The sequence below is a fragment of the Listeria monocytogenes genome (genome assembly GCF_041765605.1).
Taxonomy (GTDB): Bacteria; Bacillota; Bacilli; order Lactobacillales; family Listeriaceae; genus Listeria; species Listeria monocytogenes_D.
Genome location: NZ_CP168900.1, coordinates 1,786,153 through 1,811,057 on the forward strand (window position 1 = coordinate 1,786,153; position 24,905 = coordinate 1,811,057).

Genomic DNA, 24,905 nt, shown 5'->3' on the forward strand with positions numbered 1-24,905 from the left:
GGATGAAATTTAGTACATGGGACATCAATTTAAAAGTAAGGCTTTTTGGGGAAGCACTACTCGATATTTCTTTTTGGATGGTCTTCCCCTTTCTAACGATTTACTTTTCGGAAAGTATTGGGCGCGAACTGACGAGCCTATTGCTGATTATTTCGCAAGTTTTGGCGGTTTTCACAGCTTTGCTTGGCGGTTATTTTGCGGATAACTTTGGTCGTAAACGGATGATGAGTATTTCTGTCATTGGAGAAGGTTTTGGTTTTCTTGTTTTTGCAATAGGTGCACTTCATGTTGTGGATTCTCCTTACTTGAGTTTTGCTGGTTTCGCGATTGCGAGTGTTTTTATGGCGTTTTATCAGCCAGCAAGTCAAGCGATGATTGCAGATGTGGTTCCACCTGAGCATCGGACGCATATTTATTCCGTGTTCTATATGATGATTAATATTGCGGTCGTTATTGGCCCCATTCTTGGTTCGGTCTTATTTTATAATTTCACGACAGAAACGCTACTTGCAATTGTTTGTGCGGATTTATTATTACTATTTTTACTGCAAAAATTTGGTCACGAAACAGCCCCTCTTTTGGTTAATCCTGATTTACAAAAAGAAGTGGTTCGAAAAAGTATCGGTGCTGTTTTAATGGAACAACTAAAAAACTATAAGATTATTTTTAAAGACAAGATTTTCTTTCTTTATATTGTTGCCGGGATTATTGTTTCTCAGTCATTTATGCAACTGGATTTACTTTTCCCGCTCTATATTAAAGAAGTTATCGGCGCCTCTAACTTGTTCGCGTTTCATTTTACAGGTGAGCAATTGTTCGGTGTTATCGTTTCTATTAATGGCTTCTTTGTTGCAGCACTTACGGTCGTTGTCACTCGTTGGATGAGCCATTTTAGAGAAAAATTTGTCTTTATGAATTCTTCTTTTCTCTATGCGATTGCGATTTTCTTATTTGGTATTTCGACAGGACCGTGGGGAGCGATTTGTGCCATTATTCTCTTTAGCTTCGCGGAACTCATGACTGTTGGCTTGCAACAAACCTTTGTTTCACAGTTAGCTCCAGAGGATAAAAGGGCGATGTACTTCTCTGCTGCTGGACTTCGTTATACGCTGGGTAAAGTCATTGCTCCACTTGCGATTACACTTTCGACTTTAATTGGCTATACTGGCACATTTACAATTATTGGTATTTTAGCGCTCATTAGTGGGCTAATTTATTACTATATGTACTCAGAATTTGAAAAACAGCGTCAAATTTCCTAATAAAAAACGGCTATCTACTTTGGATAGTCGTTTTTATTTGATTACTTTTTTTACGAAATTTTTACGAAATGCCGAAAACACCTGTCATATCGCCATTTTAAATTACCTTTTCATTTCATCCATGTTTAAATAATGCTTATAAGGTGAAAAAAGTCTATACTGTTAGTTGTACACCTAGAATTTACTCGCTATTTTTAATAGAAAGTTAGGTGTGAGAATGTTTGGAACAACAACTATTGGAATTGATTTAGGTACTGCGAATATTTTAGTTTACAGTAAAGAAAAAGGCATTATACTGAATGAACCTTCTGTGGTCGCGCTAAATACGAATGATGGAACGGTACTTGCGATTGGCCAGGAAGCAAAAGAGATGATTGGTAAAACGCCGACTTCGATTTCTGCTGTAAGACCAATGAAGGACGGTGTTATTGCTGATTTTGATTTAACGAGCGGACTTTTGCGCGAGATTATGCGCCGGATTTCAGTTAGTGGTGTGAGAAAGCCCAATGTGGTCGTTTGTACACCAACTGGCGCAACATCAGTCGAGCGTCGCGCTATTTCAGATGCGGTAAGATCAACTGGTGCTCGTTCAGTCGTTTTAATTGAAGAACCTGTTGCAGCTGCAATTGGTGCTGATTTACCCGTAGCCGAGCCTGTCGCTAATGTAATTGTGGATATTGGTGGCGGCACAAGTGAGATTGCGATTATTTCATACGGCGGTGTAGTTTCGAGCACTTCGATTCGCACAGGTGGCGATCATATGGATGAAGAAATCATTCAATACATCCGCAAAAATTACAACCTTTTAATCGGTCAAACAACAGCAGAACGAATTAAAATGGAGCTTGGTTATGCGCCGATCGAACACGTAACACAAACTGCGGATATCCGTGGTCGTGATTTGCTTACTGGCTTACCAAAAACAATCCAAGTAAGCTCTACAGAAATCCAAAGCGCTTTAGCTGAAACATTACAACGTATATTAGAAGCTATTCGGAATACACTTGAACTTTGCCCACCAGAATTAAGTGGTGATATTGTCGATCGCGGCATTATTTTAAGTGGTGGTGGCTCCTTACTTCAAGGTTTCCGCGACTGGCTTGTACAAGAAATAGATGTCCCTGTACATATGGCTCCAAGTCCTTTGGAATCCGTTGCAATTGGCACAGGTAGATCCCTCGTTTTTGCAGATAAATTAGCTAAAAATTAATTGCAGTAAGCATCTGGTCGCATGGTAACCCTTGCAACCAGATGCTTCTTTATCTTGCTGAAACCCCTTATTTCTGGTAAACTTATTTCTGGTGTCTGGCTTTCTAGAGTCAGATAATTTTATAATAAGCCCATATAGTTAAACGGATATAACAAGCCCCTCCTAAGGGCTAGTTCGTGGTTCGATTCCGCGTATGGGCGCTCAGAAAAAGCCGAAAGCAATTGATAAATCAAGACTTTCGGCTTTTTATCGTTCTTATTTCAAAACCTTATTCATACATAAAAAGTTACATCCTTTTTCTTTGCTGAAAATTTCAACGTATATTCAGCATCATCCGAAAATGGTCTGGAAGCAATTTTTACGCTAGTATAATCACAACTGTTATTTCTTAGAGCTGATTTAATTACTTTGATACCTATTTCTTCATCAACAACGACACAAAATATATTTAAAGCAAATTGCTTGTTGGGATTCGCGGTTTGACCTATGTCAAAGCCATCTACAATTCCTAAGCCTTTCCAACCCAAATCGTCATTTAAAACATCTGTTACTCGATCTTTCAGCCAAATATCTCGTTTTGTTCCTGTTAAACTTTTGAGCGGATATTGAATTAATATCCAGAAATTTTCGTTTGGAGGATTTTCGCTATAACCTTGTGGGACAAATCGGTTAATAAACGCCTCATGAAATGCAGCTTTGCTCTCGTATTTTTCCAGATAGTTGCTGGTTTCTTCTTTCTCTCCTACCTTACCAACTTTACCGTAATGCACGATTGCCTTATCATTATTAATCCAGTACTCAGCATACAAGATTTGATTTTGTTCTTTTTTGTATAGCTTTAACATGTTTTCACCTCATGATGTATATAATTGGACTCTGTATTAGGGAGTTTTATTTATTATAACAAATTTTCCATAGCTCGCAATTATTTTCTGACCGTATACAAAACCCAATTCCCTCTTTCCTTCTCCACTACCTCCTTAAAGCCAATTCCTTTTAAGAGTGCTGTTAGCGAGGCGGTTGTTTTATATTCGTCCATGTGATAATCAATTTTATCTTTTTCGGACGACAGTATTAAAACACCATCTTGTGACATGACACGATAGATTTCTTCAAAGCCTTCTTGAGGATTATCCCAGTACATATGCGTTTGGATAGCATAAACTAAATCGAAAAAATCCGCTTGATAATTCATCAAAGCAACATCTTGAATAGATAGCTTCACTGTGCCATTATTGATGGCTTTTTCATTCAAATTTGTAGCTGTTTTATACGATTCTTCAGAAATATCCACTCCGTAAATAGTCCAATTTTTATTTAGTTCAGCTAGATTTTTAACATTGGAGCCCCCACCATAACCAATATCTAATACATGATTAACATTACTTAGTTCAGTATTACTAATTGTCCACTTACTCAAATCTTCAAAATAGGATGACCATATTTTCGTAGTGATTTCACCAATAATCCCACGCGGATTCGCCGCTTGTTCGCTTAAATAGTTAATTAATGGTTTATATAAAATAAAACTCAAACCGATGATACCTCCCAAAATGATTAGTGTTATTTTCCTTCTTTTTGTTATTTTCATCATAATTAAAGTCCTTTCACGGGTCTTTAGTTTTGAAATAATTGTAATCTTATTTCAAAACCATTGTATAATGATCTTAACTTCCAAGTCAATAACTTTTGAAATTTATTAGTTAATATTTCAAATTAAAAGTTTTTATGTTATATTATTACTAAAGATAAGATTAGCCTAGGGAAGTGTTTAGGATATGAATAATTATGAAAAAAGAACGCTAAAAAAGAAGACCGCAATTATTCAGGCAGCTCTTTCATTATTTGGAAAACAAGGTTTTTCTGATGTAAGTATTAAAGATATTGCCGCCCTTGCAGATGTTTCGCAAGTGTCTATTTATAATTATTTTGGAAGTAAAGAAGCGCTTGTTGGTGAATGTGCTCGCATTATTATGCAAGATACCATTACTTTAGCGGAAGAAATTTTAGCATCAGAAGGAACATTCACGCAAAAATTAGAGCGGGCTCTAAAGCTCTGTAATGCAGAAATAAATCTGTCTTTAAGTAAATTTATATCGCAAGAAGCGAGTAAAGACGCGCAATTTATCACGCTGTTAGTGAATAATATTAATGCCCTTAAAAATGAGATTTATATGAAATATATCGCTATCGGCAAGCAAGAAAAAATTATTGATAGCCGTCTTTCTGATCAATCTATTCAACTTTTTATTAAAGCAATTAATGGTTTAGGTTTCACAGTCCCAGAGGAAGAACTTGAGGAGAAACAGGCGGAGATAGTGCAGTTGTTTTTGTATGGGTTGATTGGGAAATAATGTTAAAAAAGAAAGGGACCTATAAGATTGACAAAGAATATGTCAATCTTATAGGTCCTTTTTTAAGTGGACTTTTGTATTATAAGTATCTCTCGACTACAGGAATGATTTTATCCGCATGATTGAAAATATCAATCACATCAACAATTTCTATGGTAGTTTTTTCTTCGTCATTTATTACAAAATAGGTTCTTGCATTATTAATGTATAATCTTAAAACCCATTTTCTTATATTGTTATCTAAAATTATATTAAAGTACGATTTATTATCTCTATAAAAAATTCTAGATGTATCAATAGTATCTTTCAATAATAATTTAGTTGTCGTGAATGCTTCAATTTCTGCTTCTGTTGTAATAATATCTTCTTCCTCTTCTGCATTTGCTTCTACTTGAGGAACTTCTAATTCTTCTACTGAAACAGATGTATTAAGCGCAGCATTTAGTTTACTATTCACTTGATCTGCAATAAATTGTCGAAATCCCCTTTTTACAACAGGTGTGAATTTATCGATAATTACTTTTGTTTTCATTCCGTCATAGATTTCGCCAAGAATAAATTTAACAAATTCTTCGCTTGGATCATTAACTTCTTTAGTTAAAAATTCTTTGACAAAATTAAGATATTTTAAATCAGAAGCTGCTTTAGAAATATTCTCTACATCAAAATTTTCTTTTTGGAATTTAAAAATTTCAGAAATTTGAACATCTTTTATTTCTGTAAGTACAAAGGAAAAGAATGGCGTTTTATCCATCTTGTTTGGTTCTTCCAAATCAGTATAGAATCGGTATTCATTACCGTTAGTTAAAATGCCGAATTTTGCTGTTGTAGTTCCAAAATATCTAAACAGCTGCGAATCATGGTTTTTTAAATCTGATTTAATAGATTTCGCTTCAATTAGGATAATGGGATTGTTATTATTTAAAATAGCATAATCTACTTTCTCTCCTTTTTTTATCCCTACATCCGCAACATACTCTGGTGAAAATTCGAGTGGATTAAAAACATCATATCCTAACAGTTGAAAAAAAGGCATAATTAAGGATGTTTTCGTCGCTTCTTCCGTAGCTATCGAATCCTTAAGCGTAGATACTCTTTCTCCTAATTTCTTTACATCTAATAATAGTGTTTCACTATCCATTTTCATCGTCTCCTACTTTATGTATTATTATTCACATTTATTTTTAAATGGAAGAAGATTCCATTTAGCTAAGTGTAATATATATTTCTTTATACGTCTATTAATTTTAAAATATTACAAAAAATAGTTTTAAAATACGCTTTTAAAGCTGCCGGAATAGGTATTGTTTACAAAAAGAAGATAGTAAAAAAGCAGAAATTCTCTAGTATAAAAGAAAATTTCTGCTTTTAAAATTATTATTTCTTCTTCTCAACCAATCTAAAATGTTGCCATGGTAGAATGGTATCTAGTAAATAACGCTCTTCTGGGACAATTCGAGCAACGATATTGGTGTTGCCGGAGTTTTCCATTTCTTGGAGTGCTACTTGCATTTCGCCTTTGTAGCGTTCGTAGCCGTCGTTATCGATAGTCACGTCGCCTTTTGCAATAGTATTTGTGTCGTGTGCAGGGAAATCGAATTGTTTGAAATTAACACGCGTCATTGTTGAACGTAGCACGTACTCGGAAGCATCGCCACGATTGAAATGTTTTTGTGTTAAAACGATTTCTTTTTCCACGTCAGTTGCACCGTCTAAAAACTCTACTGCTAATTGTAATTCATTACGGTTTAATTCGCTTAAAGCGCGTAATTCGTCTTCAGAAGCGAACATGTTCCCGACAATGACATCATCAATCAGGCCAGTGTTCCAAAGATCTTTTGCTTGCACAGTAATGTCTACTCCGCGATGTTCTTCCATTGTTGGAAGTCCGCCGTCCACAACAAACCATGGGCCAAATTCGCCGCTGTTAGAAGAAACGAAAGCTGCTGTACGTAAGTTTAAATCTTTGAATTGTTTACTTGTACGTAAGAAATGTTCTCTGGAAAGACCAGTGTATTTTCTTGGGTAGAAGTTATGACAACCAATGATATTTCCTACGTTTGCTTGGTAAGATAGGATATTTTCAACATAACGAGTACCATTACTAATGTTTAGCTCGATTTTTAGATCTGTATCGTCAAAGGACATTGCTGCCTCTTCGGAACCAGAGAAGCCTAGGTCAAGACGAAGGCCTGCTAAACCAAGCTCTTTGAAACGATCTAATTCTTTATAAGTGATATTTAACGATTCAAATACTGTAGGATCAACATCAGCAATAACATCAAATCCTAATTCTTTTGCGCGTTTGCAAATGGTTTCTAATTTAGCAAATTCCGCTTCGTCATTAGCAGAAATCAAGCAAGTGAAGATACGGCTAAAACCATATTTTGCAGCTGTTTCAATGTATCCTAATGATTCTTCTAGTGCTACATGTTGTGGAAATACGGATATTCCTAATTTTCTCATTTAAATCATCCCTTCAAAAACTTATTTAGAGCGGTATAAATCAATAATTTCTTTGGCTAAATCTTTAAAAGTAATAGCGTTCATTAAGTGATCTTGCGCGTGGACTAGTAGTAAAGATACTTCTGCCTTTTCGCCGCGTGCTTCCCCTTGAATTAATGAAGTTTGTGAATGATGCGCTTCAAGTAGTGCTGCTTCTGCACTTTTGATTTGCTCATCTGCCGCGTCAAAATCCCCTTTTTTTGCCGCTTCGATTGCTAGCATTGCGTCGCTTTTAGCGTTTCCCCCGTGTACGATTAATTGCATAATTGTTTGTTCTAATTCCATTGTTTACACATCCTTTTTCATTTATCGAACTTATGTCTAATTCCTCTTCAAGCAGTCTCGAACTCGAGATTATTTCTCAATCATTGCTAGTGCATCATTTAGCACTTTTTCGCCGTCCATTGTTCCATAGTCAATCCCGTTAATGATCGCAACTGGAATACCTAATGGATCCAGTACTCGCTTCAAATTCTTCTCTAAAAACCGAACTTGTGGTGCGAGTAAAACAACATCTACGTTGCCTTTATACTTATCAAAATCAGCTTCCGCCACTGCAATGACAGTAGCATCCACTTGTTGTTTTTCGATAGCTTCTGTCATTTTTTTTACGAGCAGACTTGTGGACATACCGGCCGAACAAACTAACATGATGTTATTCATTAATTTAACCTCCTAGTTTGAAAAGCTGCACGTATATATAATATGCAAGATATGTGCCAACTTTTCTTCTTGTTTGTTGCTTCCTTACAAAGTTTTTCACTTACACAAGTAAAAAAGCCAAGTGTGTAAGACAATACACACTTGGCAGTTTTTTTCTTAATTTTCTTCTACCTGATTGGAGAGCATCATCTGTGTTAAATATGCGATTTCTGATTGTGGTATTACGATATCATACTCAATTTCTACGTTTTCCATCATTTGTTGCGTGATTTGCATTTCTACCATATGGTTTTTGGCAAATTCATTTAAGTCTGGGAATTCCCGGTCTACAGCCCCTAGTTTTACGCGTTCGATAAGGAAAGCTAAGTGCAGAATCATACCAATGTCTACACCTGACTCAAGTATAACATTAAGTTGCAATTGTAGTTCTGAAATCACTTTTCGTAAAAAGTACACTAATTGCTCTGCAGAACTTACTGCTTGTAAATTTCCTTCTAATGAAGCGATTAATTTTTCATATGGTACTTCATCATTTAAAATTCTAGAAACAATTCCTAAGCCACCTTCTGATAGAACTTCCAGCGCGCTAAAGAATGGAATATCGCGGTATTCAAAGGCTACTGAACCCATGATAGCTAGAATATTGTATTCTTCCATTAGTTGATCAATTCGCTCGCGGAAAGCTTCCTTGTGCAAGAATTGTAATACAATAATTTCAATTTTCGTTTCATCAATAATTGGCGCTACGACTTTGCGCAATTGCTCGGCTACTCCTTCTCCAGTAAAACAAGTGAAGATTACCGCATTTTTTACGGGTTTAGCTCGTAAGACATGTGCTTTATATTTATTTTCAAATAATTGCTCACAACTTTGATAAATATCTTCTAAGCCGCGCCCGAGTGAAGCTTTTCGCATCGCTTCTAATACAACTGGTGTGCTTACCATTGTAACAGTTTTCGTGCGAACCCCTAGTTCTTCGGTCAGCATATTACCAAAAGAAGTAAGTGACCCCATATCAGATAGGATTAGAACCCCTTTGACTGGGTTTAATTTGATGACAGTTTGTTTTAATTTTTCATACATTGCCTTTACTTCGACGGTAAGCGGCATATCAAGAGCAATCCCGCTTTCAATGCTTAGTAATTCTTGCACCGTTTCCACCATACTTGTAGCAGTTGAACGACCGTGCATCATCACAATCACTTCTACTTGGTTTTCTTGAGAAAGCGATGTATCCACTACTTCTTCTGTTAAGAACATCGTTAAAAATCCAATTTCATCAAAAGGAATTTCAATGCTTAATTCTTGTTCAATCAGTGCGGATAAATCAATAGCTACTTGGAATTCTTTTGGATATTTTTTGCGAATATTATTTAAGTCTGGATGAATAATATGTTTTTGTTCGCGTACTCGTTCAATAGTGCTTTGTAAATGCAAGGAGAAGGCGAATTTCATTTTTTCGTTGTATTTACGATTTAATTTTTCTTCCGCCATAGCATATACTTTTTCTGTTAATTCCCAAACTGCTGGTGCAATGATTTCTTTCGCTGTTTGGTGGGTTGGTAATTGGACCATGTAATCGTGGAAATATTGATCCACATCCACATAAAGTGCTTCTTCTAACTCGCTTTGGTCCTTCCCTTCTTTCATTAATTGGTCTGCTTTTTCTTGGATGGCATGATAAACATCGTGCACATCTTCTGTTTCGACAAATTCATCACTCGTATCAACAAATTTAAAAATGGTTTTGTTGACGTCGATTAAACGGTTTAATTTTTCCGGTTCATCTTTTAAGTGGAGTAAACCTTTTTGAACATGGATAGGTAAGTCATCTTGTTCGATTAAAATATAATTGGCTGTTTTGGTTTTATAATGCAGAAAAGCCTTGGCACAGGCCAATTTTAAGTCTCTTTGCAATTGACCCACGTTAGCGCTTGCATGATAAAGTAAAAAAGCAATCAACGCTTTTCTGTGTACACGTATGGATTGGTGAAGTCTTGTTGCTTCTTGGTTCAAGAAAAACTCCACTAATTGATAGCGCTCTTCTAGGTTTCGTTCTGCAAGAGATGGCAAAGTGATAGTCATCGGAATACGTCTTGTAAAAGTTTCTAATAAGAAATTATCTGGTGATTCTGTCGTTGCTCCAATAATTTGAACTTGCGCGCGGTGCACATTCGCACTTTCTCCTAGTGGACGAAATTCTCCTTTATCGATAAAAGTAAAGAGCATTTCTTGGCCTTCAGGAGGTAAACGATGGATTTCATCAAGGAACAAAATCCCGCCATCTGCTTTTTTCAGCAAACCTTCACGCGTTTCTTCAGCCCCTGTATAAGCGCCTTTAATTACCCCAAAAATATGGCCAAATAACAGTTGTGGATTTTGTGCATAGTCAGCACAGTTAAACGAAACAAATGGTGCGTCAGCCGGAATAGTTTCCGATTCTTTCGCAAATTGATACATACATTCAGCAAATAATGATTTCCCTGTACCCGTGCGCCCTAGAATGAGGCTATGAAGTCCGTTTGGTGGGTATAAAATTGCAGCTTTGGCTTGTTGAATACTTACCTTTAAGCTATCTTCCGAACCAATCAATCTTCCAAACGCAGATTCTTGCATCGATCCTGCTTGTTGGGGGGCTTTTTCCATTGTTTTTAAGGCTTGATAAAATACTGGTTTCCCAGGAAGTTTGTCTATTCTTTTTTCTTTAAAAAGATCATTTAGATAACGACTAGCGTTCGCTCGGTCCATTTGAAGCAATTCTGCGACATCAGCAGCAGATACTTTATCTTCTTTTTCGTTTAGAAGTTGGAGGACTTCTTCTTTTCTACTAGACATCTACTCTACTCCTTTTTGAAACTCTATGTTTCCATTATACCTTTTTAAATGGCATCCTCGCAACGATAAAAATTAAGTAAAAAAAAGCGCGAATGCTTTTCTTTCTATCAAGAGAGAAAAACATTCGGCGCATCTTAAGATTTTTTTAAATTAGTTGGTTTTTTGTTGAATTTATTTGGTTTATTATTACGTGTCGGTTTAGCCGAGTTAGCTGGCTTTTCTTTACGTCCTCCAGCAGTTCCAGTTGGTTTGTCTTTGCGGAACGGCTTCTTCCCGTCGTCTTTTTTACTTTTTTGAACTTGTTTAGGCGGTCTTGATGCTTTTTTAGCGATTTTGTTTTCTGGAACAGCGCCGTCAAGAAGCTTCCCTTGATAAAAGCGAACCTGTTTTCCTTTTAAGTTGTGGATAGTTAAATATTGTTTTAATGTTCTTATTTCACGTGGATTAGCGAAAGTAATAACAGTACCCGATTTGCCCATTCGTCCAGTCCGTCCAGAACGGTGCGTGTACTCTTTTTCACTTGCTGCTAAGTCATAGTGAATCACGTAAGGTAAATCTTCTATATCCAGCCCACGAGCCGCTACATCTGTCACGATTAAATAAGTCAACGTGCCTTTTTTAAAGTCGTCCAGATATTTTTTGCGTTTTTCTTTGCGAATTTCGCCGTGAATTCCAGCTGCTTTTACTTTATCGTAATGCAGTTTTTCTAGCAAAATTTCCATTCGTGGTTTGTCTTTTACGAAAACTAAGCCGCGCATGTCTTTAATATGCGAAATGCGGCGCAGTAAAGTAGCTTTATCACGTGATTCCACATCCATGTATAAGTGTTCCACATTCGTTAATTCTTCTGGTTTTGCCGTTACCTCTAGCATTACTGGTGTGTTTTCTGTTTGTGCAAAAAACATGTCCGGATTTTCTAGTTTTGTTGCGGATACAAGTGTCAATTGGCGATCGCGAACGGCACTTTCAACAATCTCCAGTGTGCTTTTAAAATTTTCTTGGCGAAGTAATTGGTCGCATTCGTCCAACGTAATTGTCTTGATTTCATGCATTTTAATTTTCTTTTGTTTGATTAATTCAAGTGCTCGACCTGGAGAAGCCACAATAATTTGCGGTTTTTTCTTTAATTTTTCGATTTGACGTTTGACATTAGCTCCTCCGATTAAAGAGATTACTGTGAGTTCATCACTTGGTAACCACGAACGGATTACTTCTGTGATTTGCATAACTAATTCATGTGATGGCGCTAAAACGAGCCATTGTGTTTTTGGAATTGCCTCTATTTTTTCAAGGGTTGGCAGCGCATAAGCCACCGTTTTCCCCGTTCCAGTTGGTGATACTGCAAGTACATCTGCACCATCTTTGATTGGTTGGTACATTGCGCTTTGAATCTCTGTTGGCGTTTCATAACCATGTTCTTGCCATTTTTCCGCCCAAAAGCTTGGGATATTTGATTCTGTCATGACCCGACTCCTTTATTAGTTCTTCTCTGTATCATACCATGCTTACTGCAAGTCTGCACTTTTATTTAGAATTTATATTGCGCGGAAAAAGAGCTAGAAAACAGCCCGAAAGCCTTTTCCTAGCTCTTCAAAATTATTTTTCTGCGTCAAACCAAATATCATTTTGGTGACGAAGTTCGTTGGAGACACGTAATACTTTCAAGCTTAGGTCTGCTAAGTATTCATATGTATCTCGGTCGCTTTGTTCGATAATTCTTGCAAACTCTGCTGCTTCAAATTGCATATCATTGGCTACAACTGGTCCAGCAAGTTCTGTTTCTTCTTTTGTTGCGTTGTCGTAAAAAGTAATCTTTTCAATTCCAGTAAGCGGGTCAACAATCAGTGTTCCTTTTTGACCATAAATTTCGCTTGGCAGGAAGGACTGTGAGTTTTTCCCTTGAATGATAGTAATATTGAATGTTGGGTATTCGAGAATTATTGGTCCAAGTCCGTCTACACCAGTTGGTAATTTAGTGGCAAAATAAGTTGCTTTTACAGGTTCACCGAATAGTGTAATCGCTGAATATAATGGATAAACACCTAAGTCAACGATGGATCCGCCAGAAAATTTCAAGGAGAAGATGTTTGGTTCTTCACCGTTTAAAACTTGATCGTATCTGGAAGAATACTTCATGTACACTAGTGTTGCCCCGTGAATAGTACCTACTTTTTCGATGTTTTCTTGTAGGCGTTTGAAGTTTGGCTCTTGAATGTGGCGCGCTGCTTCAAATAAAAAGACATTGTTTTCGCGAGCAATTTGATGCGCATGCTCTAATTCGGCTACGGTAGAAAAAATCGGTTTTTCTACGATAACATGTTTTTTATTTTTCAGTAAGCTAACCGCATGTTGATAATGGAGCGCATTAGGAGAAGCAATGTAGACCGCATCAAGTGCGTCTGATTTGCCCATTTCTTCTATATCTGTGAAATAAGTCAACTCTCCATATTTTTCTCCAAATGCGCGTGCTTTTTCTTCTGTTCGTGAATATACCGCAGTAAGATTCCATTCACCTGAATTAATAGCACCTTCAATAAAAGAATCCGTAATCCAGTTCGTTCCCATAATTCCAAGTTTCATTAGCCAACAGCTCCCTTCATTTTATCTTAAGTATACCTTAAAATAAGGAAAAAAGCGTACTAATTGTTTGAAACAGATGGTCCACTGATTCTAGTAGTATAGATTATTTCGTTTTCAGCTTTTCCGCCTTCAAGTAGTTCCACTAGTTTATCTGCGGCAACTGCGCCCCATTTGTACTTCGAATATTCAATAGTAGCAAGACGTGGAACCAAATACTCGCTTATATCCGTATTATCAAAGCCAATAATTCGCACGTCTTTACCGATTTCCAAATCTGTCCCTGAAAAATAACGATACATCCCAATAGCCATGTTATCATTTAGAGCAAATACAGAAACAGGGGCCTTCCAGTTTTCCGTGATAATGGCTGCTGCTTTTTCGCCACTCTCTTCGGAAAAGTCTCCTTCAATAATATGCACCTTTTTGTCACCTGACCGAGCGAGTTCTTGTTTCGCGGTTTCGAGCCTGACTCTTGCATCATAAGAATCGTCTGGACCGGTAATGACATAGAAATCCCCTTTAAAATTAGTAGATAAATAATCAATCGCTAGCGTTGCGCCGCCCTTATTATCTAGAAGGACTTGGCTCACATTTTCATGGGTAAGTTCCCGGTCGAGCACCACTAATTTATGACCGCGATTCGCATAATTAATGATTTCGCTAGACGGGAAATTCGCATCTAAAATAATAGCGCCATCAATCATTTTCTCGGGTAAAAATCGGTGTGTTTTCGTGCCACTGCAAGCGATGAGTTCATATCCATGTTTATATAGCGTTTGCGTTAAACCTTCCAGTAAAGTCCCGTAAAAAATCCCGCCGTAATTCGTTAAATAGACGCCGATAATTTTTGTTTCTCTTGTTTTTAACGTTCGTGCTGCCATATTGGGAATATAATTCAATTCATTTGCGATGGTCATAATTCGTTTTCGCGTTTTTTCGGTCACTTTCGGGCTGCCATTAAGTGCGTAGGATACTGTTGAAATGGAAACCCCTGCCTTTTTCGCGATATCTTTAATTCCTACCACGTGAATCGCATCCTTTTCTGTTTTCTTTTATTATACACAAAACAACCTTAGAGACGGTTATTTTTTGAAAATTTAATCGTGATTTGTGAACATTTTGTTGTTAAATTCTTTTTCGGTAAAAGGAGCGCGCCAGTTCGGTAGGCATTCGCTTCATTTTCAACGGGTTGCGCTTCCCCATTTACGAAAACACCTGCCTCATCTGCGCTTTCAAATGTGATGTCTAGTGGATAATTATCCAGTTCGATATGGCATTCTAACCCATCCAGTTCTTCTGGTAAAACGGGGTCAAAGAGAATCGCATTTTCAGTTTGACGAATACCAAGAACAGAACTGATTAATTGATGTAAGTATATTCCTGGACCACTTGAGTAAATCCGCCATCCACCTTTCACAGGAATGGTTCCTTCTTTTACTCGACTAAATTCATTTTGCGCCTGATAGCGGTCTAAAAATGCGGCATCGGAACTACTGAAATAAGTATTGCTTTGACGTAGTGCTGCATTTGGTACCACTTCTTTAATATTGATTGGATTGATGACATCTAGCATATGCCAAGCTTCTTGGTTACCAATTTTTGCTAATGCTTCAATATAACGAATATGCGCATGTACGTATTGCAAACCGACTTCTCTACCAAAGTTTGCAGCTTGCTCAGCACGTTTGAAATGCGTACTTACCCCACCTGCATAATGTGCGGGTTCGCTCATCAATCTGACGCCATCTGGGTGAAGTAAATGCTCGTCGATAATATCAAAATTCCGGCTTGCTTGCTTTTTATCGACCAATTCAGCAATGACACTTCTTGTAAGTGGAATTAAACGATATTTAATATTCGTATCTTTATCTTCTGGATGAATCATCCACACTGGTGCTTTTCCTTCTTCTAAATAAAGGAATCCTGGAATAACGTCCGTTTCCGTTGTCATATATTTCGCAAAGTCAGCTTGCACACGTTTTGCTAGTGCACTATATTTGTCGCCTGTTGGTAAGAACACGGCTAGACGTTTGAATGTTTGATATGTTAGTGCCACTGTCCAGCTAGAAACCATGTTCTTCTTCAATTGGGCATTGGCCGGTTGAAGCGTGTCATCCCAGTCTCCGTCACCGTAGTTAGAAAGTGCTGTCCCTTTCATAAAGCGTGCTTCGATTGTTTGTACAGCTAATTCAATATGCGCTAGAAGTGTATCTTTTTCCTTTGTGAATGTTTTTGCTTCACGGTCAACGAAAGGAATTTCTTCTTCAAGTATTTCTGTATCTCCGCTCATTTCTAAGTAATCACCAATAATTTTCAGCGGCCAAACAATCACATCCCCGTGACTTTCTTCTTGTTGGATGGAGGTGTATTTATCAAACATAAACCACTGCGGCCAGTCGCCCGTATCTTGATATTGATGCGAAAAGATCGTCAACACTAATTGGCGCAAAACAGCTTTGTTGCCTGTTGCAAGGAAGAACTCAAATGGACCTTGGCTGACGTCACGAGTCCCCCAAGCTGCCCCGCTATATTGTTCTAAACCGTGCGGCGACGCGTAGTGCACTAACATTTGATGCGCATACCAGTAAACCGTTAAGTTGAGCTTTTCAGCAGTTGTACTTTGATGGTTTAAATGGAACTGGGCTGTTAGTTCGTCATAGCTAGCGCGAATTTCTTTCGTAGCTGCTTCTAAATCTGCGTTTTGTTTGGCAAACGAATCAGTTAATTTTGCTTGTACGTGGAAGGTTGCGTTAGCCGTTGGTTCGAATACAAATACGTCCAAACCAGCTGTTCCTGCATACTCTTTCGCAAAATAACGTTCGTCAGTCATTTCGTTAAAAGTTCCGTCTACGCGGAATTGAAGTGCCGGATAGGTTTCTACAATCGGCGAATCTTCTGCTGGGAAATACGTGACGACGCCATCAGTCATTTCTTTTTTTATCGTACTGTCGTATTCATTTGTTCCCATGGTTACTTGGTTGGTTAGTACTAGTTTGTATGAACGGCCTTTTTCAGACTGTACACGGACGAAAGCTTCTTTACTTTCAGCGGTTAAGGTAGTTTGCACGGTGATTAAATCGTCATTCCACTGATAATACCAAGTAGAGTAATTCGTGCTTGTTTCCCAAACAGATGGTACACCAAGTGGTCTGAGTTCCGTATCTTGTTCGATATAAATTCTTAAGCCGCTTGTTTGAAGAATATTGAGTGGATTCCGCGCATGGCTATTCCATTTATTCATATTCGTATTTCCAGCAACTAATTGTGATAGAAATGAGCCATACATGTATGTCGTTGCAGAAAGAGTTGCTTCCGGATTTAACACATCCACTTTGTCTAGTAAAATGCTGCCGTGTGGTCGTTCTAGAGCAGCTTCTTTTTCACGGGTAACAACGTGCGCATAGTTTGGCGTGAAGAAGGAAAGTAGCGTGTCGTCTTGTTTTTCTTCTTGGATTCGATCTGGGAACTTCGCTTGTAACCATTTTTCAGAAATACTTTCACCAGTAATTGGTTTGCCGATATTTTTTGCACGCGTAACTTTAGTACTTGGCTGATAAGCTTCTTCTTTAATGTTCGTTTTTATTTCAGCTATATTTTCAGCCGGTGCTCCAGATGCTTTTGGTTGGTGCTCCGTTGCGTATCCATAAAAACTTGTTTCTGCATGATTGGTAAATAGCTCTGTCTGCAAGGAAATTTGCGCGAATTCATATTGATATACACGGTTGGGTAGGGATTTTTTCGTAAGCGCGGCCAGTTCGTTCGTCACTTTGTAATCCGTCCCATAAATATCGAAGCCATCTGTTGCGTAACCGACAATTTTGGTTAATGCGCCAATTTGGACTGCTGGAAAGCGATCGTTTTGCGGTTGATTTTGGCGAGCTTGAATCGTATATCCAGTTTTTCCTTCTGTCACATGATAATCAATATATTGAGACATATAAGCCTCATTTGTTCGCACTGCGGCTTGTTCTGCAAGTCCTAAGTCTTGTAAATAAACAAGGTCAAATGTCCCCGCGCCATCAACTGTCACCTGATAAAACCAGCCACGTGAATGGAACTTCATTTGAACATTATAACGAAACGCGCCTACTGTCCCTTGATACTCTACACCATTTTGATTAAAACCAACTTCTGCATCTCCAGTTAAAAGTGGATAAATCTCCACTTTATCATTCACATGCGCCCGCACATAGATTTGCGATAAGCGATTTTCTAACGGGTTTTGAATGACTTGGTTCAACATAATATCATTTAATTTCAACCAAGCAAGCTCTCCGCCTGGATAAAATGCAGCTGATAAATCTTTCTTTTTAATCTCTTTTAATTTTGTCACACGTATCCACCTACTTCCAATTCAAAAACGTCTACATCTTCACTACTAGTCCCAACAAAAACGCGGTGAAGTCCTGGTTCTTGTACTTTTTCAAGTTGATGGTTATAGAAAGAAAATGCCTCGCTTGTTAATTCAAATGTAACTGTCTTTTCTTCGCCAGCTTGAAGCGCCACTTTTTCAAAAGCTTTTAGTTCTTTGACAGGTCTTGAAATGCTCGCTGTTACATCTTGTAAATATACTTGGATTACTTCTTTTCCAGCAATATCACTCGTGTTTTTAATGGTAACTTCTACATGTAGTGATTCGCCTAGATTTAGTTCTTTCGGAAGACTGCTTGTTTTCAACTCGAATTCGCTATAACTTTTTCCGTAACCAAATGGATAAAATGGTTCATTTGGAATATCAAGATAATGCGACACATAACGTTCGCCTTTATTTTCTGGTGTTTGTGGTCGTCCAGTGCGTAAATGATTATAATAAACTGGAATTTGCCCCGTTGTTTGCGGGAATGACATGGATAACTTCCCTGAAGGATTACTTGCACCACTTAACAAATCTGCAGTAACACGACCTGCTTCTGTTCCCGGGAACCATAATTCAAGAAGAGCATCACTAGATTCTGCTAACTCTTTCACTTCGAGTGGTCTACCATTAAATAATGTAATTACTACTGGTTTTCCGAGTGTCTGTACAAATTTAGCTAAGTCGTATTGTGCTTCTGGTAAACGAATAGTAGCAAGACTTCCTGCTTCTCCGCCCCATTCATTTTTTTCACCTAGCGCAAGAACGACTACTTCTGTATTTTGTACTGCTTCTTTAATCGCGGTTTTATTATCCTCAGTAAGCTCAGTATAATCCGTCGAAACCGTTGTAATAGTTTCAAATACTTCGCGCAAACCAGTTTCCACATTAATTCCATCTTTTTCTTCGCCGTATACATTCCAACCACCAAGAATATCAGGTGATGTAGCAAGTGGGCCAACTAAAGCAATTTTTGTTTTTGTATCTAACGGAAGTATATGGTTTTTATTTTCTAATAAGACAGCTGATTCAACACCTGCAGCACGTGCTTTATCGCGACTTTCATTCGTTAAAATATCTTTTGCGCGATTAGTTTCTTTTAAGCCACGGTACGGATCTTCAAATAGTCCTAAATCATTTTTCAAATGTAACATACGTAGAACAGCTTCATCGAGAAGGCTCTCGGATAATTTTCCTTCTTCAATTAAACCTTTTAATTCATGGATATAACAAGTCGTCATCATTTCTAAATCAACGCCTGCTTCCATCGAAAACTGTGCGGCTTCTTTAGGATTTCTTGCTGTTCCGTGATTAATTACTTCGGCAACCGCTCCCCAGTCTGAAATAAGAACTCCGTCAAAGTCCATCTCACCTCGCAGAACATCACGATTTAACCATTTATTCATCGTAGCTGGAACCCCGTCTACCACATTAAATGCAGTCATGACTAACTTAGCTCCTGCTTGAATTGCCGCGTGATAAGCAGGTAAATAATTCTGATATAATTCACGTGTTGACATATTGACCGTATTATATTCCAGACCAGCTTCCGCTGCCCCGTATGCCGCAAAATGTTTCACGCATGCTGCCATCCGCTCGAAATTTTCATCTAATTTACTCGCATCACCTTGATAGCCGTCAACCATTGCTTTTCCAAGTTCACTATTTAAAAATGGATCTTCACCGATTGATTCCATTACACGCCCCCATCTTGGGTCCCTAACTAAATCAAGCATTGGCGAAAAAGTAACATGATGACCGTCTGCTGTTGCTTCAAGCGCCGAAACTTCCGCCATCACGCGTACCGTTTCCCGGTCAAAAGAACAACCAAGTGCAAGTGGGATTGGAAATACCGTTTTATACCCGTGTATGACATCCGCCATAAAAACAAGCGGAATTCCTAGTCGATTTGTTTTTAAATAAGCTTCTTGAATTCCAATCATATCAAGTGCCGAACTTGATCCAAGCACCGAACCCGCGTTTTCCGTATGCGCATCCGTTAATTTCATTTCTTGAAGAAGCGGCCCTGTTAGTTCTGCATTTTTGTTTGTACCTTTAAAAAGAAAAGGGGAAAGTTGAAGACATTGAGCGATTTTTTCATCTAATGTCATTTGATTGACTAAATCCTGTACTTTTTCTTGTTTCATAGGAACCTCCTGAACACTTTTTTCGAAACGTTTCTATTCAAATATAACAACAGTATAAGCGCTTTCTTTTCTTTAGTCAACCAAAAACGACATTCACATGGTGAAACGCTCCTTTTTTTCTGTTTCTTCTATACTATCTCGTTTTCGTAAAAGTTTATCCAGAAAAAATTTACACCCACAAAACCATTGGTATGCAATGCTCAAACGCTATAAACAAAAAATATAATAGCAATTCACTTGAAACCGATTACATAATATACTATAATAACCTTGTCGAAACGTTTCTATGAAATATTGTGTATGTGAATTAATTTTCACAATTTGCTTCATCCCGTACGGCGCACTAGTTCCGTGCAACAGTTTTTATTCTTTAACAGCTTTTAGTTAATCAAGTTGCTTTGAAAAAAACAAAAAATGGAGGAAAAATCATGAAGAAAAAGATGTTTGTCGTTTTAGCTTTAGTGTTGTCGCTTAGTTTAGTATTAATGGCGTGTGGTGGGTCAAAGGATGATGCAAATTCCGGCGATTCTAAAGTATTAAATGTTTGGGCAATGGGTGATGAAGCCAAGTCGCTAAAAGAACTCGCACAAAAATTCACGAAAGATACTGGCATTGAAGTTAAAGTTCAAGTTATTCCTTGGGCAAATGCACATGATAAATTACTTACAGCCGTTGCTTCTAAGTCGGGCCCCGATGTAGTCCAAATGGGAACTACTTGGATGCCTGAGTTTGTCGAAGCTGGTGCACTACTTGATATTACAAAAGATGTAGAAAAAAGTAAAAATATGAATTCTGATCTATTTTTCCCAGGTTCAGTAAAAACTACTCAATTTGATGGCAAAACTTACGGTGTTCCGTGGTATGCAGAAACTCGCGTATTATTCTACCGTACCGATTTACTGAAAAAAGTTGGTTATAATGAAGCTCCAAAAACATGGGATGAACTTTCTGACGCTGCACTTAAACTTTCTAAACGCGGCAAAGATATGTACGGCTTTGCCATTGATCCAAACGAACAGACTACAGGTTTCATTTTCGGACGTCAAAATGGCTCCCCTCTTTTCGATAAAGACGGTCAACCAGTATTCAATAAAAAACCTTTCGTAGACACTGTTACTTATTTAGATAGTTTCATTAAAAATGGTTCCGCTCCAGATACTGATCTTGGTTTAGATGCTTCTCAAAGCTTCGGCGGCGACGGCATTGTACCAATGTTCATGAGTGGTCCTTGGATGGTTAATACACTGAAAGACACCGCTCCTGACATTGACGGAAAATGGGCTACTGCAGTATTACCTAAAAAAGAAAATAACGAATCAAGCCTGGGTGGCGCTAACCTTTCCATTTTCAAATATAGTGATAAGAAAGATGATGCTTTAAAATTCATGGACTACATGAGTCAACCTGATGTGCAATTATCTTGGTTAAAAGATACAAATTCCATGCCAGCTCGTATGGATGCTTGGGAAGATGATATGCTGAAAAACGACCCTTACTACAAAGTATTCGGGGAACAAATGAAAACAGCTGAACCTATGCCACTTATTCCACAATTCGAGGAAATCGCTCAATTATACGGAAAATCTTGGGAACAAATTTATCGTGGTGGTGCAGATGTACAAACACAAATGGATACATTTAACGATCAAGTAGAAGCACTTCTTAAAAAATAACGAAAAAAAGGGCAAATGATTTATTCTGCCATTTGCCCTTTTAGAATGGACTGGATGTTATGAAACAATTTTTAAATAAAAATACACCCTATTTGTTTATATCGCCAGCACTGTTTTTACTTCTTCTGTTTTCCCTACTTCCGATTTTGCTTGCTTTTGTCATAAGTTTTACGGACATTGATTTAGTCGGGCTTGCCGATTACTCTAAAATTAACTTTGTTGGTGTGGACAATTACGTCAATATTATGCAAGACCCGGTATTTTTAAAATCTATTTTTAACACGCTTTTCTATGTAATTATTGGCGTTCCACTTGTTATCGTCTGCTCGCTTGGTATTGCGCTGATGATTAACTTCTCGCAAGCGAAGATTTTCCAATTTTTCCGGTTAATCTTCTACACTCCTTCGATTACAAACGTTGTCGCTGTAGCCGTTGTTTGGAGTTACTTATATAATCCACGCTTTGGTTTACTTAATTATTTGCTTTCGTTTTTAGACTTAGGACCAGTTCCCTGGTTACAAGACCCTACTATCGCGAAATTATCACTGATTATCCTAGCTGTTTGGCGGGCAATCGGTGTAAATATGATTATTTTCTTAGCAGCACTTCAAGGGATCCCACGTGAATACTATGAAGCTGCCTCGCTGGACGGTGCAAATAGCCGTCAACAATTATTTAAAATTACGGTTCCAATGCTTCGTTTCGCCATTTTCTTTGTAACAGTTACAACAATGATTGGTTGGTTGCAATTCTTCGAGGAACCATTCGTCATGACAGAGGGCGGACCGCTGGATAGCACGAACTCGGTTGCACTGTTTATCTATCAAAATGGTTTCCAATTAAGTAAGTTTGGTTATGCCGCTGCTGGATCGTTTATCTTGTTTATCGCAATTATCATCATTACGATAATTCAATTCCGTATTCAGCGTAAAAATAATGGCGGGGATATTTAAGAGAGGAGTGTTATAAATGAATCAATATAGACAAAAATCGCGCGGCGCTCAAATTGCCGTCATTAGTATTTTAACCGTTGGCGGATTCTTTATGATTTTACCGTTCATTTGGATGGTTCTCTCCTCTTTGAAAACGGATGCTGAAATTTTAAAAATCCCGCCTACTATTTGGCCAGAAACATTTACACTAGATAATTTCACCAAACTATTCACTGAAATGGACTTTGCTATTTACTTGAAAAACACATTAATCATTGTATTCTTCTCGTTTTTCGGTTTATTTTTAAATGCGATGGCTGGCTACGGTTTTGCTAAATTTAAATTTAAAGGGAAAAACAAGTTATTTTATCTCGTACTTGCTACGATGATGATTCCCGGACAAGTAACGATGATTCCGGTTTACTTGCTGCTTAATGCGGCTGGATTAACGAATACCATGACAGGGATTGTACTTCCAGGACTTGTTGGTGCTTTTGGGATTTTCTTATTCCGACAATTTATGTCTACCATTTCCGACGATTTACTTGAAGCAGCAAGACTGGATGGCGCTAGTGAATTTTACATTTTCTGGCGGATTGTTATCCCAATTTCTCGACCCGTTCTTGCCGTTCAAGGGATCCTCACATTTATCGCTGGTTGGAACTCGTTCTTATGGCCGTTAATCATTGCCAACGACGAAAAATTCTACACCCTATCAGTTGGCCTTCAATTATTAAAAGGTCAATATGGCAGCAACTACGCCTTACAAATGGCTGGAGCAACCTTCATGGTTATTCCAATTATCTTGATTTTCATGACATTCCAAAAGTACATTTTAAAAGGCTTCAACGTTTCTGGAATGAAATAATTAGTCAAAAAAGAGCTTACCCTTTTAGGATAAGCTCTTTTTTATTATGGTAAAAATGTTTCACCCATCAAGTAAAAGTCTACTTCACGAGCTGCTTCTCGTCCTTCTGCAATCGCGGTTACAACTAAACTTTGACCGTGACGCGCATCTCCGCAAGCGAATACGCCCTCTTCACTAGTGCGGTAAAATCCTTTGGCTGCATCAATCGTATGACGATCTGTTTTTCCTACACCAAAGTTTGTAAAAATATCTTCAGTTGTTCCTGCAAAACCAATCGCGATTAAAACCATATCTACTTCAAAGTATTTTTCGCTACCTTCTACAGGTGTATATTTTCTTTCTGCCTTATTTTCTTCTACTTCTACAGTATGCAATCCAATAAGATTTCCTGCTTCATCTTTTTCAAAAGAAGTTGTATTAATAAGGTACTCACGTGGATCTCTTCCATACACTGCTTCCGCTTCTTCGTGCGCATAATCCATTTTGAAAACACGTGGATATTGCGGCCAAGGGTTTTCGCCATCACGCAATTCAGGTAGTTTATCTTGAATACCAAATTGATAAATACTTTTTGCCCCTTGTCTTAATGCAGTTGCCACACAGTCAGCACCTGTATCTCCACCACCGATAATCACAACATTCTTACCTTTAGCAGAAAGTGTTTGTACCCCACCGTTATCCAGATTATCACGCGTACTTTGCGATAAATACGGAACAGCGAAGTGAATACCAGCTGCATCACGTCCAGCAAGTGGGATATCGCGCGCATTCCCTGCTCCTGTTGCAAGAACGATAGAATCATACTCTTCGCGTAGTTCTGCAAAAGTAACATCTGTCCCTGCTGCAACACCTGTGACGAATTCGATTCCTTCTTCCGCCATCAAGTTCACTCGGCGCGTTACTTGTTCTTTTTCCAGTTTCATCGTTGGAATACCGTACATTAATAACCCACCAATGCGATCACTTTTTTCAATGACCGTTACGCTATGGCCAGCTTTATTCAATTGATCGGCGCAGGCAAGTCCAGCCGGTCCTGATCCAATCACAGCAATTCGTTTACCGGTACGTTTTTTAGGAGGAGCCGGTTTAATCCAGCCCTCTTCAAAACCTCGGTCGATAATCGCTTTTTCGATGGATTTAATCCCTACAGCAGGTTCCGAAATAGCCACCGTACAGCCACCTTCACACGGTGCCGGACAAATACGACCAGTAAACTCTGGAAAATTATTTGTTTTTAAAAGTAGTTGTAACGCTTCATACCAGTCACCCCGGTATACGGCGTCGTTCCACTCAGGAATTAAATTATGCAATGGACAACCTGATACGCCGTTTTTAATTTCCATTCCTACGCTACAAAACGGTACGCCACAATCCATGCAACGAGCGGCTTGTAAGGTTAAATCTGCTACCGGCATTGGTAAACTATATTCGTTCCAGTCACGTGTCCGACTTTTCGGATCACGTCCTGGAGAGGGAATTCGGTCATATTCCATAAATCCAGTTGCTTTTCCCATGGTTTCAC

19 protein-coding genes and 1 tRNA gene are annotated in these 24,905 nt (G+C 38.1%); 7 read left to right on the forward strand and 13 right to left on the reverse strand.

Annotated elements, in window-relative coordinates; genetic code table 11:
- Positions 1-2: 2 nt before the first annotated feature.
- From AB2Q86_RS09170 to AB2Q86_RS09180, 3 genes are all read left to right on the forward strand, one after another.
- On the forward strand, positions 3-1,262 hold the full coding sequence (locus AB2Q86_RS09170) for an MFS transporter (RefSeq protein ID WP_003722189.1): 1,260 nt from the start codon (positions 3-5) through the stop codon (positions 1,260-1,262).
- Positions 1,263-1,479: 217 nt separating this feature from the next.
- Positions 1,480-2,472 (forward strand): rod-share determining protein MreBH, encoded by a 993-nt coding sequence (gene mreBH, locus AB2Q86_RS09175; RefSeq protein ID WP_003722190.1) that lies wholly within the window; start codon positions 1,480-1,482, stop codon positions 2,470-2,472.
- Positions 2,473-2,600: 128 nt separating this feature from the next.
- Positions 2,601-2,672 (forward strand) — tRNA-Arg (locus tag AB2Q86_RS09180).
- Positions 2,673-2,744: 72 nt separating this feature from the next.
- Here AB2Q86_RS09180 and AB2Q86_RS09185 read toward each other — a convergent pair.
- Together AB2Q86_RS09185 and AB2Q86_RS09190 are read right to left on the reverse strand one after the other, a co-directional pair.
- Positions 2,745-3,317 carry a hypothetical protein gene (locus AB2Q86_RS09185; RefSeq protein ID WP_012581180.1) on the reverse strand — a complete coding sequence of 191 codons (573 nt, stop codon included), beginning with the start codon at positions 3,315-3,317 and terminating at the stop codon, positions 2,745-2,747.
- Positions 3,318-3,397: 80 nt separating this feature from the next.
- Complete coding sequence (locus AB2Q86_RS09190) at positions 3,398-4,066, reverse strand: class I SAM-dependent methyltransferase (protein WP_014589086.1); 669 nt, start codon at positions 4,064-4,066, stop codon at positions 3,398-3,400.
- Between the two features lie 184 nt (positions 4,067-4,250).
- On the opposite strand from AB2Q86_RS09190, the gene AB2Q86_RS09195 reads away from it, so the two are divergent.
- Positions 4,251-4,826, forward strand: a complete 576-nt coding sequence (locus AB2Q86_RS09195) for a TetR/AcrR family transcriptional regulator (protein WP_012581178.1) — start codon at positions 4,251-4,253, stop codon at positions 4,824-4,826.
- Positions 4,827-4,905: 79 nt separating this feature from the next.
- Here the strand turns inward: AB2Q86_RS09195 and AB2Q86_RS09200 are convergent, their stop codons facing one another.
- From AB2Q86_RS09200 to AB2Q86_RS09245, 10 genes are all read right to left on the reverse strand, one after another.
- Positions 4,906-5,973, reverse strand: a complete 1,068-nt coding sequence (locus AB2Q86_RS09200; RefSeq protein ID WP_014598976.1) for a type I restriction endonuclease — start codon at positions 5,971-5,973, stop codon at positions 4,906-4,908.
- 230 nt (positions 5,974-6,203) lie between these two features.
- Positions 6,204-7,292, reverse strand: coding sequence for a DUF871 domain-containing protein (locus AB2Q86_RS09205; RefSeq protein WP_012581176.1), 1,089 nt, complete (start codon positions 7,290-7,292; stop codon positions 6,204-6,206).
- A gap of 21 nt (positions 7,293-7,313) precedes the next feature.
- The gene (locus tag AB2Q86_RS09210) at positions 7,314-7,616 is read right to left on the reverse strand and encodes a PTS lactose/cellobiose transporter subunit IIA (protein WP_003728245.1); all 303 of its coding nucleotides are present in this window, start codon (positions 7,614-7,616) and stop codon (positions 7,314-7,316) included.
- A 69-nt stretch (positions 7,617-7,685) separates the two neighbouring features.
- Complete coding sequence (locus AB2Q86_RS09215; protein ID WP_003722197.1) at positions 7,686-7,994, reverse strand: PTS sugar transporter subunit IIB; 309 nt, start codon at positions 7,992-7,994, stop codon at positions 7,686-7,688.
- A 156-nt stretch (positions 7,995-8,150) separates the two neighbouring features.
- Positions 8,151-10,829 (reverse strand): sigma 54-interacting transcriptional regulator, encoded by a 2,679-nt coding sequence (locus AB2Q86_RS09220; protein WP_012581175.1) that lies wholly within the window; start codon positions 10,827-10,829, stop codon positions 8,151-8,153.
- Between the two features lie 134 nt (positions 10,830-10,963).
- Complete coding sequence (locus AB2Q86_RS09225) at positions 10,964-12,292, reverse strand: DEAD/DEAH box helicase (protein WP_012581174.1); 1,329 nt, start codon at positions 12,290-12,292, stop codon at positions 10,964-10,966.
- Between the two features lie 133 nt (positions 12,293-12,425).
- On the reverse strand, positions 12,426-13,409 hold the full coding sequence (locus AB2Q86_RS09230; RefSeq protein ID WP_012581173.1) for a Gfo/Idh/MocA family protein: 984 nt from the start codon (positions 13,407-13,409) through the stop codon (positions 12,426-12,428).
- Positions 13,410-13,468: 59 nt separating this feature from the next.
- Positions 13,469-14,434 (reverse strand): LacI family DNA-binding transcriptional regulator, encoded by a 966-nt coding sequence (locus AB2Q86_RS09235; protein ID WP_012581172.1) that lies wholly within the window; start codon positions 14,432-14,434, stop codon positions 13,469-13,471.
- A gap of 47 nt (positions 14,435-14,481) precedes the next feature.
- A complete protein-coding gene (locus AB2Q86_RS09240; RefSeq protein WP_012581171.1) occupies positions 14,482-17,742 on the reverse strand; it encodes a GH36-type glycosyl hydrolase domain-containing protein in 3,261 nt (1,086 codons plus the stop codon).
- Positions 17,739-19,910 (reverse strand): glycoside hydrolase family 3 N-terminal domain-containing protein, encoded by a 2,172-nt coding sequence (locus tag AB2Q86_RS09245; protein ID WP_012581170.1) that lies wholly within the window; start codon positions 19,908-19,910, stop codon positions 17,739-17,741. The genes AB2Q86_RS09240 and AB2Q86_RS09245 overlap by 4 nt, the downstream gene beginning before the upstream one ends.
- Before the next feature lie 428 nt (positions 19,911-20,338).
- On the opposite strand from AB2Q86_RS09245, the gene AB2Q86_RS09250 reads away from it, so the two are divergent.
- Genes AB2Q86_RS09250 through AB2Q86_RS09260 form a run of 3 tightly spaced genes read left to right on the forward strand, consistent with a single transcriptional unit; the run spans position 20,339 to position 23,383 of the window.
- Positions 20,339-21,583 (forward strand): sugar ABC transporter substrate-binding protein, encoded by a 1,245-nt coding sequence (locus AB2Q86_RS09250; RefSeq protein WP_012581169.1) that lies wholly within the window; start codon positions 20,339-20,341, stop codon positions 21,581-21,583.
- 59 nt (positions 21,584-21,642) lie between these two features.
- Complete coding sequence (locus AB2Q86_RS09255) at positions 21,643-22,536, forward strand: carbohydrate ABC transporter permease (protein ID WP_003729784.1); 894 nt, start codon at positions 21,643-21,645, stop codon at positions 22,534-22,536.
- A 16-nt stretch (positions 22,537-22,552) separates the two neighbouring features.
- Positions 22,553-23,383 carry a carbohydrate ABC transporter permease gene (locus AB2Q86_RS09260; protein WP_003729785.1) on the forward strand — a complete coding sequence of 277 codons (831 nt, stop codon included), beginning with the start codon at positions 22,553-22,555 and terminating at the stop codon, positions 23,381-23,383.
- Positions 23,384-23,427: 44 nt separating this feature from the next.
- On the opposite strand, the gene AB2Q86_RS09265 is transcribed toward AB2Q86_RS09260, so the two are convergent.
- Positions 23,428-24,897: a glutamate synthase subunit beta gene (locus tag AB2Q86_RS09265; RefSeq protein WP_003734646.1), complete on the reverse strand. Its 1,470-nt coding sequence runs from the start codon at positions 24,895-24,897 to the stop codon at positions 23,428-23,430.
- Positions 24,898-24,905: the final 8 nt, after the last annotated feature.

What these genes read in the sequence shown, in the direction of transcription:
- AB2Q86_RS09170 (WP_003722189.1), top strand. Translation starts at nt 3, where the DNA reads ATGAAATTTAGTACATGGGACATCAATTTAAAAGTAAGGCTTTTTGGG.
- mreBH (WP_003722190.1), top strand. Translation starts at nt 1,480, where the DNA reads ATGTTTGGAACAACAACTATTGGAATTGATTTAGGTACTGCGAATATT.
- AB2Q86_RS09185 (WP_012581180.1), bottom strand. Translation starts at nt 3,317, where the DNA reads ATGTTAAAGCTATACAAAAAAGAACAAAATCAAATCTTGTATGCTGAG.
- AB2Q86_RS09190 (WP_014589086.1), bottom strand. Translation starts at nt 4,066, where the DNA reads ATGATGAAAATAACAAAAAGAAGGAAAATAACACTAATCATTTTGGGA.
- AB2Q86_RS09195 (WP_012581178.1), top strand. Translation starts at nt 4,251, where the DNA reads ATGAATAATTATGAAAAAAGAACGCTAAAAAAGAAGACCGCAATTATT.
- AB2Q86_RS09200 (WP_014598976.1), bottom strand. Translation starts at nt 5,973, where the DNA reads ATGAAAATGGATAGTGAAACACTATTATTAGATGTAAAGAAATTAGGA.
- AB2Q86_RS09205 (WP_012581176.1), bottom strand. Translation starts at nt 7,292, where the DNA reads ATGAGAAAATTAGGAATATCCGTATTTCCACAACATGTAGCACTAGAA.
- AB2Q86_RS09210 (WP_003728245.1), bottom strand. Translation starts at nt 7,616, where the DNA reads ATGGAATTAGAACAAACAATTATGCAATTAATCGTACACGGGGGAAAC.
- AB2Q86_RS09215 (WP_003722197.1), bottom strand. Translation starts at nt 7,994, where the DNA reads ATGAATAACATCATGTTAGTTTGTTCGGCCGGTATGTCCACAAGTCTG.
- AB2Q86_RS09220 (WP_012581175.1), bottom strand. Translation starts at nt 10,829, where the DNA reads ATGTCTAGTAGAAAAGAAGAAGTCCTCCAACTTCTAAACGAAAAAGAA.
- AB2Q86_RS09225 (WP_012581174.1), bottom strand. Translation starts at nt 12,292, where the DNA reads ATGACAGAATCAAATATCCCAAGCTTTTGGGCGGAAAAATGGCAAGAA.
- AB2Q86_RS09230 (WP_012581173.1), bottom strand. Translation starts at nt 13,409, where the DNA reads ATGAAACTTGGAATTATGGGAACGAACTGGATTACGGATTCTTTTATT.
- AB2Q86_RS09245 (WP_012581170.1), bottom strand. Translation starts at nt 19,910, where the DNA reads ATGAAACAAGAAAAAGTACAGGATTTAGTCAATCAAATGACATTAGAT.
- AB2Q86_RS09250 (WP_012581169.1), top strand. Translation starts at nt 20,339, where the DNA reads ATGAAGAAAAAGATGTTTGTCGTTTTAGCTTTAGTGTTGTCGCTTAGT.
- AB2Q86_RS09255 (WP_003729784.1), top strand. Translation starts at nt 21,643, where the DNA reads ATGAAACAATTTTTAAATAAAAATACACCCTATTTGTTTATATCGCCA.
- AB2Q86_RS09260 (WP_003729785.1), top strand. Translation starts at nt 22,553, where the DNA reads ATGAATCAATATAGACAAAAATCGCGCGGCGCTCAAATTGCCGTCATT.
- AB2Q86_RS09265 (WP_003734646.1), bottom strand. Translation starts at nt 24,897, where the DNA reads ATGGGAAAAGCAACTGGATTTATGGAATATGACCGAATTCCCTCTCCA.